Below are 12,901 nucleotides of genomic sequence, written 5' to 3' on the forward strand. Positions count from 1 at the left end.
ACCCAGCACCACTTGCGGGTAATAGGTGTAGCGCTTCATGAAGGGATAGCTGAACGCCAGCGCCAGGCCACCCAATGACAGCCAGATCGTCGCGGCATTGGTACACAGCACGAGCAGGAAACTCACGCCCATCAGCAGCGCGAAGAACACCAGGGCCTCTTTGGAACTGATCTTGCCGCTGGCCAATGGCCGCTGCTCGGTACGTTTCACATGCCCATCGACCTTGCGGTCCGCCCAGTCGTTGATCACGCAGCCGCCAGCGCGCGTCAGCACCACGCCGAGGACGAAAATCACGATATTGGCCAGGGACGGTGAACCCTTGCCGGCAATCCATAGCGCCCACAGCGTCGGCCACAGCAGCAGGTAAATGCCGATCGGCTTGTCCATGCGGGTCAGCTGAATGAAGTCCCAGGCCCGAGGGTTCAAGCGGTTCAATGACTTGAGCAGGCTTTGGTACATCAGCGGTTCTCCGGTTGGGCGCGGGCGGCCTTCCACAGGCTCGGCAGGAAAATTTCGGCCACCAGCACGCTCAGCGCGCCACGGTCAAAGCGAGAACGGCGGCCCCATAACTCTGGCGCCCGCACCTCGCTCGGCAGCCACGCTTGAGGGTAATGACAAACCTCGATGGCCCGGCGCGCAAAGGCCTGATCGCAAAACAGCAGTTCACCCAGCGAGCGGCTGCCCAATTCGTCCATGTGCAAGCCGTCACCCTGCAACGCACTGCGGGCCGCCACACTGCGGGCAAACACCAGGGCTTCCCCATGACCGCGCAAATATACTTCGCGGACCCAGCCTTCACTGCCTTCGGCCAGGTCCAGCGCGGCACATTCGTCGGCGCGCAAGGGCTGCCAGCCTTCGAACAGCGGCGTGACGCTGAAGGCATCATTCGTCAGGTGAATAAGGCGCCTGGTCAGTGAGCCATTATCGAACAACCAGTCGAGGACAGACGTGTCGGGGAGGGGCGTCAGTTGGTCTTGAGAGAGCCAGAGCGGGGCCATGCCGGGGGATTCTGTGTGTTGCACAATGAGTCATTATTGGCAGCAAATGAGGCGGCGAGCTTAACATGTCAGCCACCGACATTGATTGAAATGGCCCACCGTTGCGCCGAACAGGCTTGCATCTGACGGTCCCGATCAGTACAAAACGCGCTGAGTTGGACGGCAGTGCTACCACCATCGACCGTCCGACCGGCAAAACGCCTGAACCCTGAGGAAGTACCTGATGAAAAAGTGGCAATGTATCGTCTGCGGCCTGATCTACAACGAAGCCGACGGTTGGCCGGATGACGGCATTGCGCCGGGCACCCGCTGGGAAGACGTGCCGGCAGACTGGCTGTGCCCGGACTGCGGTGTGGGCAAAATGGATTTTGAAATGATCGAAATCGCTGCCTGAACAATTGAGGAGTAAGGAATGAACGCACCTGTAGTCATCGTGGGAACCGGCCTGGCTGGCTACAACGTCGCCCGCGAGTTTCGCAAACTCGACAGCGAAACCCCGCTGCTGCTGATTACCGCCGATGACGGGCGCTCCTACTCCAAGCCGATGCTCTCCACCGGTTTCGGTAAAAACAAGGATGCCGACGGCCTGAGCATGGCCGAACCCGGCACCATGGCCGAGCAACTCAAGGCCGAAATACGTACTCACACGCGCATCAGCGGCATCGACCCGGGCCACAAACGCCTGTGGATTGGTGAAGAAGCGGTGATCTACCGCGACCTGATCCTGGCCTGGGGCGCCGAAACCGTGCGCGTACCCATTGAAGGCGACGCGGCGGATTGCGTGTTCCCCATCAATGACCTGGAAGACTACGCACGCTTTCGTGCGGCGGCCGCTGGCAAGCACCGCGTGCTGCTGCTCGGCGCGGGCCTGATCGGCTGCGAGTTCGCCAACGACCTGACCCTGGGCGGCTACGAAGTGCAGCTGGTTGCTCCGTGCGAACAAGTCATGCCGACCCTGTTGCACCCGGCGGCCGCGGCTGCGGTGCAGGCTGGCCTCGAAAGCCTCGGCGCACGCTTCCACCTCGGGCCGGTGCTCAACCGCCTGCAACGCGTGGCGGATGGCCTGGAGGCGCACCTCTCCGATGGCCAGATGATCCCGTGCGACGTGGTGGTTTCGGCCATTGGCCTGCGCCCACGGGTTGATCTCGCGGCGGCGGCCGGTCTGCAGGTCAACCGCGGCGTCATGGTCGACCGGCACCTGAAAACCTCCCACGCCAACATCTACGCCCTGGGCGACTGCGCCGAGGTCGACGGGCTGAATCTGCTGTACGTCATGCCCCTGATGAGCTGTGCGCGAGCATTGGCGCAAACCCTGGCCGGCAACCCGACCGCCGTCACCTATGGCCCGATGCCGATCACCGTCAAAACGCCGGTGTGCCCGCTGGTGGTGTCCCCGCCGCCACGGGGCGCAGAAGGCATCTGGACCGTAGAAGGGCAGGGTGCCGACATCAAGGTTTTATGCCGCGATGGCGCAGGCAAATTGCTCGGTTATGCCCTCACCGGTGCCGCCGTGATGGAAAAACTGGCCCTGAACAAAGAGCTTCCGGCCCTGCTGGCATAAATACCGGGCGTTCTGTCGGAATCACCCCCCTTTTGCCCTAACAAAGGCCGCGCCGATACTGGCGCGGGGCCTCACTGCGTGCCATCCTCACTCCCGTCTGCCGCAGAGTAGAGCACCTGCGGCGCTTTTGGCGCTGCTCCGCAGAGGGCAGCACGGACATAACAACAACAAACCGTCAAAGGGGCTTCACTCATATGCGTAAACCAGAACTCGCTGCAGCCATTGCTGAAAAAGCAGACCTCACCAAAGAACAAGCCAACCGCGTTCTCAACGCCGTTCTTGAAGAAATCACCGGTGCCCTGCACCGCAAAGACAGCGTGACGCTCGTGGGCTTCGGCACCTTCCTGCAACGCCATCGCGGTGCCCGCACCGGCAAAAACCCGCAAACCGGTGAACCCGTCAAAATCAAGGCCAGCAACACCGTTGCTTTCAAGCCTGGGAAATCGTTGAAAGATAGCGTTAATCCGTAATCCTTTTCCCTAACCCGCGTAGCGGGGAGCGGAATAAAAAATGGGCACGCCAACCAGGGTTGGGTGCCCATTTTTTGTGGGTGGCGAATAAGCCGGGCCCGCTTTGTTGCTTGGTGAGAATTGCCGCCATCTCCGGCTCATCCAGATGCTCCCGCGCTCGCTCGACCAGCAAATGTACGCCTTCGGCCTTGCGGCGTTTTGAAGGAGGTTTCCGATAGGTTTGCGGGTTAGATGATCAAAAGATCGCAGTGTCCGGCAGCGCCTACAGAATGTATTTCGATTGATGTAGGAGTGGCGTGTGAAGTCGACTGGAGGGAGGTTTGGATAATTGTGACTTGGCGGTCATCATGCTGGTAATGGTTCTGATCTTCCTCTAAAGCAACTGGATACTGGCGTTATAGCCCGAAGCCGTTAAACTGCCCCAGCCGTTCATTTTTCTTCTGAGGCTTACGCATGAAATTTCGTTTTCTGCTGTGGATGCTGGGTTTGTTGATGGGTAAGGCTAGCCGGTCCAATCCGGCGTTTCAGCAGCAGTTGGGTGACAAGGATCTGGTGTTCCAGCTGCAGACCCTGGACGGGAAAGTGGCGCGGCATTTCCGCGTGAAGGATCAGCGCATTACCAGCCAATCGGGTGTGCATGCCGAGCCTGCGTTTGCGATTGCCTTCAAAGACGCCGCATACGGCTTTGCCACGATGCAGGCGAAGAACAAGCAGCTGGCGTTCATGACGGGGATTCAGGACAAGTCGATTCAGATCAAGGGCAACCCGGCGCTGGTGATCTGGTTCCAGGGGCTGACGAAGTATTTGAAGCCGAAGAAGGTGTAGGAGCGAGCTTGCTCGCGAGAAACTCAAGCCCCCCGCGGTTATCCAGGATGCACGCGTCATCGTTGACGACTTTCGCGAGCAAGCTCGCTCCTACAAGGTTTTGGTGATCCTTGTGGGAGCGAGCCTGCTCGCGATGCTTTTCAGCCTTGAGTGAATTGCGAAGCCAGTTCACGCAGCAGCACTTCGGCTTCGAGGACTTTGCTGACTACATCGTTGGCTTTTTCGCGGCTCAGGCCAAGGCGTTCGAGCAGGGCGTCGGGGATGTCCTCATCAGGACCGGAGCCGATGCCACGGCTGCGCAACAGGCGCACCGACAGGCAGACCAGGTTCGGGTATTCGGCATAGGCGCCGTCGTAGGCCGGGTCGTGCTGGAAGCGCAGGGCGGTGGCCAGCTCTTCGGGCATGTCCCAGTAGCGCATCAGCCACGAGCCGATCTGTTCACGGCTGATGCCCAGCAGGTGTTGTTCCACAAAGCTGTGGCACAGGTGCGGGTTGACCTCCAAGTGGCGGCAGATCAGCGAGAAGTGCGGCGGGAACACGTGGGCCAGCAGCAGGTAGCCGAAGTTGTGCAGCAGGCCGGCCAGGTAGGTCAGGCCAGCTTCGGGGCGCTGGGCGCGTGGCATGGCGCGAGTCAGGCCTTCGATGACGGCGGCGGTGTAGATCGATTGCTGCCAGTAAGGCGTGCTGTGCTGCGGGTGGTCTTTGGGCAGACTCAGGGTTTTGCCCAAGGCCAGGCCCAGCGCCAGGTTGATCACCAGATCGAAACCCAGCACCCGGACGATGGCGTCTTCTACCGAACGAATTTTGCCCGGCGAGGCGTAGTACGGCGACGCCGCCCAGCTCACCACTTGCGCGGCTAGTGCCGGGTCGGTTTCAACCACGCCGGTGATGTCGTCGATGGTGGCGTTGGGGTCGACGCGCAGCTTGATGATCTTCTGCGCGGTTTCGGCCAGCGGCGGGATTTCGATAGTCGCTTCCAGGCGTTGCTGGATGCGCCGCGCGGTGAACGCTTGAACGGCCTGGGTGATTTCCTCGCGGTCATCGTCGGGGCGGTCGAGGTTCGGGCGGATGCTGGTCAGGTTTTCGCCGAAGTTAGCGGCGCTGGCCTTGTTGAGCATGGATTTGAACGCTTCGCTGGAGATTTCCAGCAGCACACCCGGCTCGCCCGAATTGACCAGCACACTTGGTTCGCGCAGCAGGCTTTCGTCATACAGGCACGGCGAACTGGTGAGCGACGGCAGGCCAGGCAGCAGGCTCAGGTTGTGTTTGCCGAGCATCTTGACCAGGCGATCGGTCGGCACGGCAGTGAGGCGGCGACCGGTGAGTTCGGTGAGGCGATTGAGGTCGAGCAATTGGCTCTGCGGGAACAGCACCATCAGTGCGCCGACGGCGTCTTCGAGCAGTACAGCCTGCACCTTGCGGGCAGGATTCAAACCGTGGTGGTCGAGCACTTCTTCGTAGGCGATGCCCAGTTTGCCCAGCAACAGCCGAATGACCGACGGAGCGTGCGGGGTGGCGGGTGCAAGGGCAACTTCGGTCATGGTCTGTATCCGTTCCAAAACAATTGCAGGAGTATAACCAGCTTGCTCAAACCCATGCTCCAGAAACTGCGACGGTGCTCACACTTGGCCGTATTGCTGCCCATGTCGCAGCCAGCGGTCGAGCAGTGGGCTGACGTGATCCGGCCAGCGTTCCAGCAAGGCTTGGGCGGCGTCGCGCACGGCGGGTAGCAGGTCGGCGTCGCGCATCAGGTCGGCGACCTTGAATTGAAGCAGGCCGGTTTGCCGCGTGCCGAGCATTTCGCCGGGGCCGCGCAGCTCGAGGTCTTTTTCGGCAATGACGAAGCCGTCGTTGGTTTCGCGCATGATGCCCAGGCGCTGGCGGCCGATCTGCGACAGCGGCGGGTGATAGAGCAGCACACAATGGCTGGCGGCGCTGCCCCGACCGACTCGACCGCGCAATTGGTGCAGTTGCGCGAGGCCCAGGCGCTCAGGGTTTTCGATGATCATCAGGCTGGCGTTGGGCACGTCCACGCCGACTTCGATTACGGTGGTTGCCACCAGCAGTTGCAAGTTACCGGCCTTGAACTCGGCCATCACCGCCGCTTTTTCCGCGGGTTTCATGCGGCCGTGAATCAGCCCGACCTTCAATTCGCCGAGGGCGGCGGTGAGGTCTTCGTAAGTGGTTTCGGCGGCCTGGCAGGTCAGCTCTTCCGACTCTTCAATCAGCGTGCAAACCCAATAGGCCTGGCGCCCTTCGGCACAGGCGCTGCGCACCCGTTCGATGACTTCGACGCGTCGGGTGTCGGTGATCAGCACAGTGTTGACCGGGGTTCGGCCGGGCGGCAATTCGTCGAGGATCGAGGTGTCGAGGTCGGCGTAGGCGCTCATGGCCAGCGTGCGCGGAATCGGTGTGGCGGTCATGATCAGCTGATGCGGGCACATGCGCCCGCCAACGCCTTTCTGCCGCAAGGCCAGGCGCTGTTGCACGCCGAAGCGGTGCTGTTCGTCGATGATCACCAGCGCCAGGTTCTTGAACTGCACTTCATCCTGGAACAGCGCATGGGTGCCAACCACCATCGGCGTACCGCTGGCGATTTGCTCCAGCGCGGCCACGCGGTTCTTGCCCTTGAGTTTTCCGGCCAGCCACGCGACTTCGATGCCCAGCGGTTCGAGCCAGCGCTTGAAGGTGATGAAGTGCTGCTCGGCGAGAATCTCTGTGGGCGCCATCAGGGCGACTTGATAGCCAGCTTCCAGCGCCTGCAGCGCGGCGAGGGCCGCGACCACGGTTTTGCCGGCGCCAACGTCGCCCTGAATAAGCCGCAGCATCGGTTCGTGTTGGCTGAGGTCGTAGGCGATTTCGTTGCCGACCCGTTGTTGGGCGCCGGTCGGGTTGAAGCCAAGATTGGCCAGGTATTTGGCCGGCAGCTTCTTGGCTTTCGGCATGGCCGGCGCGCGAAGCGAACGCATGCTTTCGCGCAGGCGTTGTTGGGATAATTGATGCGTCAGCAGTTCTTCGAAGGCCAAGCGGTGCTGGGCCCAGTGATGACCGAGGGCGAGTTCGTCGACATCGGCATCGGCTGGCGGGTTGTGCAGGTAGCGGATCGCATCGGCCAGCGGCGCCAACTGGTAATCCCGGGCCAGCTCGTTCGGCAGCCAGTCAGGCAGACTGCTGGGGCCGAGCAAGGTGAGGGTTTGCATGCACAGTTGGCGCAAGCGCTGCTGCGTCAGGCCTTCGGTGAGCGGGTACACCGGGGTCAGGGTTTCATCCACTGGCGGTGGTTCGTCGCCGGTGAGGGCGCGGTACTCCGGGTGGTAGATTTCAAGGCCGGACGCGCCGGGCCGCGCTTCGCCGTAGCAGCGAACCCGCGTGCCGCGTTTGAGGCCTTCTTTCTGGGCGTTGCTGAAGTGATAGAAACGCAGGCTGAGCCCGCCGGTGCCGTCTTGCAGACGCACCACCAGGCTGCGACGACGCCCCATGACCACGTCGGCGCCGCTGACGGTGCCTTCGATGACGGCGTCCTGCCCTGGGCGCAGCGCACCGATCGGGACGACACGGGTGCGATCCTGATAGCGCAACGGCAGGTGAAACAGTACGTCCTGAAGGTTCTCCAGGCCGACCTTGGCCAGCTTCTCGGCCATGGCTTCGCCGACACCCTTGAGTGCCGTCACCGACACTTGCGACAACTCGGTCATGGCGTTGGCTTAACCGGCCGTTACCGGTGCCGCGGGTTTGGCCACCGAGCACAGGCGAATGGAGTCAGCGAGGATTTCAATGGCCTTCGGGCGCGGGAAACTCGCACGCCAGGCAATGGCCACGGTGCGATAAGGGACCGGTGCCGAGAGCGGCCGAACTTCGATCACGCCGGGAGCGTAGTGATGGCTGTCGACCGCCGACAGCGGCAGGATCGAGATGCCAAGGCCGGATGCAACCATGTGACGGATGGTTTCCAGCGAGCTGGATTCGACCGTGGTGTGCTTGGCGCCGTCATTGCCTTTGGTCAGGGTCGGGCAGGCTTCCAGCACTTGATCTCGGAAGCAGTGGCCTTCGCCGAGCAGTAGCAGGCTCTTGTCGTTGAGCAGGTTGGCGTCGATGGATTCTTTTTGCGTCCACGGGTGCTGCGCCGGCATCAGGACGTAGAACGGCTCGTCATAGAGTTGCAGGGTCAGTACATCGGCTTCGTTGAACGGCAGGGCGATGATGATCGCGTCGAGCTCGCCGTTGCGCAGTTTGTCGCGCAGCACGTGGGTGAAGTTTTCTTCGATGTACAACGGCATCTGCGGGGCGACCCGGTGCAGTTGCGGGATCAGGTGCGGGAACAGGTACGGCCCGACTGTGTAGATCGCGCCGACTTTGAGTGGGGCGGTTAGCTGGTTTTTGCCGGCTTGTGCCAGTTCGCGAATGCCTTGGGCCTGTTCCAGGACTTTCTGTGCCTGGGCCACGATGCCTTCGCCAACGGGTGTCAGGCGCACGGCGCTTTTGCTGCGCTCGAAAATCAGCACACCGAGTTCGTCTTCAAGCTTCTTCACGCCCACCGACAGGGTCGGTTGGCTGACGTGGCAACGTTCGGCGGCGTGGCCAAAATGCTGCTCTTGGGCGAGGGTAACGATGTAGCGTAATTCTGTGAGAGTCATAGCAAGCGTCCATGAAGTTGCGGGCCAAGCATACCGGCTGCAATCGATAGACGCACGTTATCAGAGTGCGTGTGTCGCGTGACCGCGATAAACAAAAAGATCGCAGCCTGCGGCAGCTCCAGGGCGGAGATAAATCCCGTGTAGGAGCTGCCGAAGGCTGCGATCTTTTGATCTACCGCTTTTAACGCCGGCGTTTTTCCAGCGAATAAACAAACGGTGCAACGATTTCGATGGAGCCGTTAGTCAGCATGTCGGCCGGTGGCTTGGGCAGCGGCTGGGCGCGGCGGATCATATCGAGGGTGGCCCGGTCCAGATCGGCGTTGCCGGAGCGGCCCACCAGTTCGAACGACAGCACGTTACCTTCGGCATCCACGACAAAGCGCAGACGGTTCAAACCTTCCTTACCCCGCGACTGCGCACTGGCCGGGTACTTTTTGTACTTGGCCAAGTGAGCGAGCAGGGTGCCTTCCCAGCTTGCCTTTGCGGCTACTTGAGCAGCTGACGGGCCGGGTGCTGGTTGAGCGGATTTCTCAGTCGGCGCGGGCGACGGTGGCGCTTCGCTCGGTTTGGCTTCGGAAGGCTTTTCCTTCGGCGGCTCCGGCTTCTTTTCCACAGGCTTGGGCGGTTGTGGCTTCGGCTTTGGCTTGACCGGTTTTGGAACGGCAATTTCAGCCTTCGGCGCTTCGGCGAGCTTTGGAATCGGCAGTTCTTCGACCGGAGCCGGCGGCTGCGGTGGGGTGACGACCTTCGGCGGTGCAGGCGGTGGCGGGGCTGGAACCGGTGCCAGCTCGACCATCATTGCCTGAGGCGGCAATTCGATGGGCGGGCGGGCGGTCCAGTTCACGGCCAGCGCAATGGCCAGCGCGTGAACACCCAGCACGATGGCCAGGCTACCGCTGTAACGCGTCAGCTTATGGCGCGTTGTGATCATTTCTTGACTGCCGACTCGAGCCCAACCAAACCGACCTTCAGGTAACCGGCCGAGCGCAGGTTATCCATCACGCTCATCAGGTCGCCGTAATCCACGCCTTTATCGGCCTGGAAGAAGATCGTCGTGTCTTTCTTGCCTTGGGTTTTGGCGTCGAGCGTGGCGCCGAGCGCTTCGGCTTTCACTTCGTCTTCACCCAGGTACAGGCGCTGGTCCGCCTTGACGCTGAGGAATACCGGTTTCTCCGGCCGCGGCGCCGGTTTGGCGGTGGAGGCGGGCAGGTCAACCTTGATGTCCACGGTGGCCAGCGGTGCTGCCACCATGAAGATGATCAACAGCACCAGCATCACGTCGATGAACGGCGTGACGTTGATTTCGTGGTTCTCGGCCAGATCGTCGTCTGCGCCTTCTTTCAAATGCAGGCCCATGGCCGATTACCCCACTTTCACCATGTGCGGTTGCGAGCTGCGCTCAGGCTGGTGATCGAGGTCACGGCTGACCAGTAGCAGGACTTCAGCTGAAGCGTCGGACACCTGAGCCTTGTAGCCGGCGATGGAACGGGCGAACACGTTGTAGATCACCACCGCTGGAATCGCCGCGACCAGACCCAGTGCGGTTGCCAGCAGGGCTTCGGCAATGCCGGGGGCTACAACAGCGAGGTTGGTGGTCTGGGTTTTGGCGATGCCGATGAAGCTGTTCATGATGCCCCATACGGTGCCGAACAGGCCGACGAAGGGTGCGGTGGAGCCGATGGTGGCGAGCACGCCGGTGCCGCTACTCATGTTGCGACCGCAGGCAGCGACCAGGCGCTCAAGGCGGAAGCTGACACGCTCCTTGATGCCTTCTTTTTCCCGGGCGCTGGCCGACAGGTGCATTTCTTCAAGGGCGTCGTGCACCAGCAAATTGGCGAGGGTGCCTGGCTTGGTGGCGGTTGCGCTGGCTTCCTTGAGGGTGGCGGCCTTTTTCAGGTGGACGATCTCGGTACGCAGACGGCGCTTGGCGCCCATCAGCTCAAAGCCCTTGGCGATCCAGATGGTCCAGGTGATGATCGAGGCGATGGCCAGGCCGATCATCACGGCTTTCACGATGACGTCGGCGTTCTGGTACATGCCCCACGGCGACAGGTCGTGGGCCATGCCCAGAGTATTGTCAGCTTCGAGGACTTCAGGAACGTCTTCGCCGAGGGTTTCTGTCGGGGTGGCCTGAGCAGGATCGGTTGCGACCGGAGTTACAGTCGGAGCGGCGTGGTCGGCAGTTGCAGAAGCGGCGGCGGCTGGAGTGGCTGGCGCTTGTGCATCAGCGAACGCTGCGGTCGGTGCTAGCATCAGGCTGAGTAGCAAGGCGGCCACCGCGCTCCAGGCGCGAGGTCGTTTGGTTGGCGAAGCGGAGAAGTGATTGCGTGTCATGCTGGCCGGACCTGAGAGAAAAAACGGATGATGTTCTTCCAAACCTCGAAAGGCCGAGAACAAAAGTGGGGCATATTATTGCAATTAATTCTTGTTAACAAAAGTAATAGAGTCTCTTTTTTTCCTGCATTACTAGCCGCTCGTCCATTGCTGGCGCTAGTCTGTCCGTTTCCAAGGGGAGTTTTCTGATGTCCGCGCCTTCTGTTTTGATCGCCGGTTGCGGTGATGTCGGCAGTCGTCTGGCCACGCAATTATTGGCCGGTGGCTGGGAGGTTCATGGCTTGCGGCGCGACGTTTCACGTCTGCCCGATGGGGTCATTGGTGTGGCTGGCGACTTGTTCAACAAGGAGTGCCCGGCTACCTGGCCGATTGGTGCAGTGGATTATGTGGTGTACTGCGCGGCGGCCACTGATCACGATGAGGCCGGTTACCGCGCCGCTTATATCCAGGGCCTGGAGCACGTGCTGGAGTGGTTGAACGACTATGGGCAGGTACCCAATCGTCTGCTGTTCGTTTCCAGCAGCAGTGTGTACGGCCAGCAACAGGGCGAGTGGGTCGACGAGAATTCCCCGACAGTGGCGTCCGGTTATTCGGGGCGGATAATGCTCGAAGCTGAGCAGATGGCTCTCAAAAGCGGCATTCCGGCGAGTATCGTACGCCTGACCGGCATCTATGGTCCGGGTCGAGAGTGGTTGCTGACTCAGGTCCGCCGGGGTTATCGCGTGGCGGTCGACCCGCCGCTGTATGCCAATCGCATTCATGCCGACGATGCCGCGGGCTTGCTGGCGTGCCTGCTGGAGGCTGATCGACGTGGCGTGGCGCTCGATGACATCTACATCGGCGTCGATAATGCACCCGCAGCACTGGCGGATGTGGTGGGCTGGTTGCGCGAATACCTGGGTGTGACCGAATGGGCAGACGATGCCAGCGTGCGTCGCACCGGGAGCAAGCGTTGCAGCAATGCGCGGGCGAAGGCTCTGGGCTGGGAGCCGAAGTATCCGAGTTTCCGCGAGGGTTATGCTGCGATTCTTGAGGGGCGCTGACAGCAAAAAAGATCGCAGCCTGCGGCAGCTCCTACTTTGGAATGCATTCCTCTGTAGGAGCTGCCGCAGGCTGCGATCTTTTCAGGCGGTTACTGTTTTTCCAGCAACCACTTGCGATCGCCGGGCGTGAACTGCGGCATTTCATCCGCCAGCGCGGTGTTCACAGCCTGGAAGATTTCCAGCTCCTTGCCTTTGCGCGCAAAGATCCAGGGGTTTCCCTGGCCGTTGAGTTGCAGCCACATGTTGTCGTTGCCACCGCTCATCGAGGCGCAATCACCGGCCAGGCACAACGCATAGCGATCAGTGCCTGGCAGGCCGTTCACCTGGCCGTCGGCCTGAAATTGCACGGTGCTGCCTTCACCGGGGCCGCTGATGACTTTCCAGCTGCCGCCCATGTAGGCCGAGTACAGCGCACGTTCAAAGCTGGCGCCGATCGGTGCGCCATCGGGCACCGGAATCAGCGCGCGATCGAAGACCTGGGCAGATTCGTTTTCAGTCGCGGACTGGCTCAATTGTTTGCCATCGCGCTTCAGTTCGCTGCCGGAGCTGCCATAAAAGTCGATCTTCCAGGCGCCGGACTGTTCGCCCAACAGCTTGCCGTCGACATTTTCAAAACCATTGGTGTAGCGGGCCTGACCGGCTTTGGTGTTGACGTCCCATTCCAGGTTCGGGCCATAGGCCTGGAGTGCTTCACGCAGGGGAACGCCTTTGGATGCAGCGTCAATCGCCACCTGGTTGATCCAGGTGCCGCTGATGTCACGGTCGGCAGGATCGCTGGCACATCCGCCCAGGAACAGGGCGAGCAGCGAGAGAACAAGCGCTTTGCGCATGGGTGGAATCCTTTCAAGCTTTCTTTACAGCAGAGCCGTTGGCGCAGCCCTGGGCTGCGCCGCACGCATTACTCGATGACCAGGATGGCATCCATTTCAACCTGCGAACCCTTTGGCAGGGCTGCTACGCCGATGGCGGCGCGGGCTGGGTAAGGCTGGTCGAAGTACTTGCCCATGATCTCGTTGACCTTGGCGAAGTGGCTCAG

15 protein-coding genes are annotated in these 12,901 nt (G+C 61.3%); 5 read left to right on the forward strand and 10 right to left on the reverse strand.

Translation table 11 applies throughout. The features are described 5' to 3' along the window. Positions 1-459, reverse strand: a 459-nt coding sequence (locus ACRESJ_RS23265) for a UbiA family prenyltransferase (RefSeq protein ID WP_431759999.1), incomplete at its 3' end; no start/stop codon positions are given. Further along, positions 459-998: a chorismate--pyruvate lyase family protein gene (locus ACRESJ_RS23270; protein WP_431760000.1), complete on the reverse strand. Its 540-nt coding sequence runs from the start codon at positions 996-998 to the stop codon at positions 459-461. The genes ACRESJ_RS23265 and ACRESJ_RS23270, both read right to left, overlap by 1 nt. A 223-nt stretch (positions 999-1,221) precedes the next feature. Here ACRESJ_RS23270 and ACRESJ_RS23275 point away from each other — a divergent pair, with 223 nt between their 5' ends. The 4 genes from ACRESJ_RS23275 to ACRESJ_RS23290 all read left to right on the forward strand — a co-directional run bounded on the left by ACRESJ_RS23275 (position 1,222) and on the right by ACRESJ_RS23290 (position 3,854). Then, positions 1,222-1,392, forward strand: a complete 171-nt coding sequence (locus ACRESJ_RS23275) for a rubredoxin (RefSeq protein WP_007995385.1) — start codon at positions 1,222-1,224, stop codon at positions 1,390-1,392. 18 nt (positions 1,393-1,410) lie between these two features. After that, positions 1,411-2,559, forward strand: a complete 1,149-nt coding sequence (locus tag ACRESJ_RS23280) for an NAD(P)/FAD-dependent oxidoreductase (protein WP_431760001.1) — start codon at positions 1,411-1,413, stop codon at positions 2,557-2,559. A 194-nt stretch (positions 2,560-2,753) separates the two neighbouring features. Then, positions 2,754-3,029, forward strand: a complete 276-nt coding sequence (locus ACRESJ_RS23285; protein ID WP_003213368.1) for an HU family DNA-binding protein — start codon at positions 2,754-2,756, stop codon at positions 3,027-3,029. 453 nt (positions 3,030-3,482) lie between these two features. Next, the gene (locus ACRESJ_RS23290; RefSeq protein ID WP_057712732.1) at positions 3,483-3,854 is read left to right on the forward strand and encodes a hypothetical protein; all 372 of its coding nucleotides are present in this window, start codon (positions 3,483-3,485) and stop codon (positions 3,852-3,854) included. A 140-nt stretch (positions 3,855-3,994) separates the two neighbouring features. On the opposite strand, the gene ACRESJ_RS23295 is transcribed toward ACRESJ_RS23290, so the two are convergent. The 6 genes from ACRESJ_RS23295 to exbB all read right to left on the reverse strand — a co-directional run bounded on the left by ACRESJ_RS23295 (position 3,995) and on the right by exbB (position 10,822). Beyond that, positions 3,995-5,395, reverse strand: a complete 1,401-nt coding sequence (locus tag ACRESJ_RS23295; RefSeq protein ID WP_431760002.1) for an aminoacyl-tRNA deacylase and HDOD domain-containing protein — start codon at positions 5,393-5,395, stop codon at positions 3,995-3,997. 78 nt (positions 5,396-5,473) lie between these two features. Then, positions 5,474-7,549 carry an ATP-dependent DNA helicase RecG gene (gene recG, locus ACRESJ_RS23300; RefSeq protein ID WP_431760003.1) on the reverse strand — a complete coding sequence of 692 codons (2,076 nt, stop codon included), beginning with the start codon at positions 7,547-7,549 and terminating at the stop codon, positions 5,474-5,476. A 9-nt stretch (positions 7,550-7,558) separates the two neighbouring features. Next, positions 7,559-8,488 (reverse strand): LysR substrate-binding domain-containing protein, encoded by a 930-nt coding sequence (locus tag ACRESJ_RS23305; protein ID WP_431760004.1) that lies wholly within the window; start codon positions 8,486-8,488, stop codon positions 7,559-7,561. 181 nt (positions 8,489-8,669) lie between these two features. Continuing rightward, entirely contained in the window at positions 8,670-9,419 is a 750-nt protein-coding gene (locus tag ACRESJ_RS23310) for an energy transducer TonB family protein (RefSeq protein ID WP_431760005.1), read from the reverse strand. Beyond that, on the reverse strand, positions 9,416-9,844 hold the full coding sequence (exbD, locus tag ACRESJ_RS23315) for a TonB system transport protein ExbD (protein WP_431760006.1): 429 nt from the start codon (positions 9,842-9,844) through the stop codon (positions 9,416-9,418). The genes ACRESJ_RS23310 and exbD overlap by 4 nt, the downstream gene beginning before the upstream one ends. A gap of 6 nt (positions 9,845-9,850) precedes the next feature. Continuing rightward, on the reverse strand, positions 9,851-10,822 hold the full coding sequence (gene exbB / locus ACRESJ_RS23320; RefSeq protein WP_431760007.1) for a tonB-system energizer ExbB: 972 nt from the start codon (positions 10,820-10,822) through the stop codon (positions 9,851-9,853). A 188-nt stretch (positions 10,823-11,010) separates the two neighbouring features. On the opposite strand from exbB, the gene ACRESJ_RS23325 reads away from it, so the two are divergent. Next, on the forward strand, positions 11,011-11,865 hold the full coding sequence (locus ACRESJ_RS23325) for an SDR family oxidoreductase (protein WP_431760008.1): 855 nt from the start codon (positions 11,011-11,013) through the stop codon (positions 11,863-11,865). 89 nt (positions 11,866-11,954) lie between these two features. Here ACRESJ_RS23325 and ACRESJ_RS23330 read toward each other — a convergent pair whose 3' ends face one another. Next, complete coding sequence (locus tag ACRESJ_RS23330) at positions 11,955-12,695, reverse strand: hypothetical protein (protein ID WP_431760009.1); 741 nt, start codon at positions 12,693-12,695, stop codon at positions 11,955-11,957. 68 nt (positions 12,696-12,763) lie between these two features. Continuing rightward, positions 12,764-12,901 (reverse strand): Rid family hydrolase (locus ACRESJ_RS23335; RefSeq protein ID WP_431760010.1); only part of this gene is annotated, 138 nt, incomplete at its 5' end.

This window comes from Pseudomonas sp., assembly GCF_050739655.1.
Classification (GTDB): Bacteria; Pseudomonadota; Gammaproteobacteria; order Pseudomonadales; family Pseudomonadaceae; genus Aquipseudomonas.

Excerpts from the sequence above, each read along its gene's own strand:
- ACRESJ_RS23270 (WP_431760000.1), bottom strand. The coding sequence starts at position 998 with ATGGCCCCGCTCTGGCTCTCTCAAGACCAACTGACGCCCCTCCCCGAC.
- ACRESJ_RS23275 (WP_007995385.1), top strand. The coding sequence starts at position 1,222 with ATGAAAAAGTGGCAATGTATCGTCTGCGGCCTGATCTACAACGAAGCC.
- ACRESJ_RS23280 (WP_431760001.1), top strand. The coding sequence starts at position 1,411 with ATGAACGCACCTGTAGTCATCGTGGGAACCGGCCTGGCTGGCTACAAC.
- ACRESJ_RS23285 (WP_003213368.1), top strand. The coding sequence starts at position 2,754 with ATGCGTAAACCAGAACTCGCTGCAGCCATTGCTGAAAAAGCAGACCTC.
- ACRESJ_RS23290 (WP_057712732.1), top strand. The coding sequence starts at position 3,483 with ATGAAATTTCGTTTTCTGCTGTGGATGCTGGGTTTGTTGATGGGTAAG.
- ACRESJ_RS23295 (WP_431760002.1), bottom strand. The coding sequence starts at position 5,395 with ATGACCGAAGTTGCCCTTGCACCCGCCACCCCGCACGCTCCGTCGGTC.
- recG (WP_431760003.1), bottom strand. The coding sequence starts at position 7,549 with ATGACCGAGTTGTCGCAAGTGTCGGTGACGGCACTCAAGGGTGTCGGC.
- ACRESJ_RS23305 (WP_431760004.1), bottom strand. The coding sequence starts at position 8,488 with ATGACTCTCACAGAATTACGCTACATCGTTACCCTCGCCCAAGAGCAG.
- ACRESJ_RS23310 (WP_431760005.1), bottom strand. The coding sequence starts at position 9,419 with ATGATCACAACGCGCCATAAGCTGACGCGTTACAGCGGTAGCCTGGCC.
- exbD (WP_431760006.1), bottom strand. The coding sequence starts at position 9,844 with ATGGGCCTGCATTTGAAAGAAGGCGCAGACGACGATCTGGCCGAGAAC.
- exbB (WP_431760007.1), bottom strand. The coding sequence starts at position 10,822 with ATGACACGCAATCACTTCTCCGCTTCGCCAACCAAACGACCTCGCGCC.
- ACRESJ_RS23325 (WP_431760008.1), top strand. The coding sequence starts at position 11,011 with ATGTCCGCGCCTTCTGTTTTGATCGCCGGTTGCGGTGATGTCGGCAGT.
- ACRESJ_RS23330 (WP_431760009.1), bottom strand. The coding sequence starts at position 12,695 with ATGCGCAAAGCGCTTGTTCTCTCGCTGCTCGCCCTGTTCCTGGGCGGA.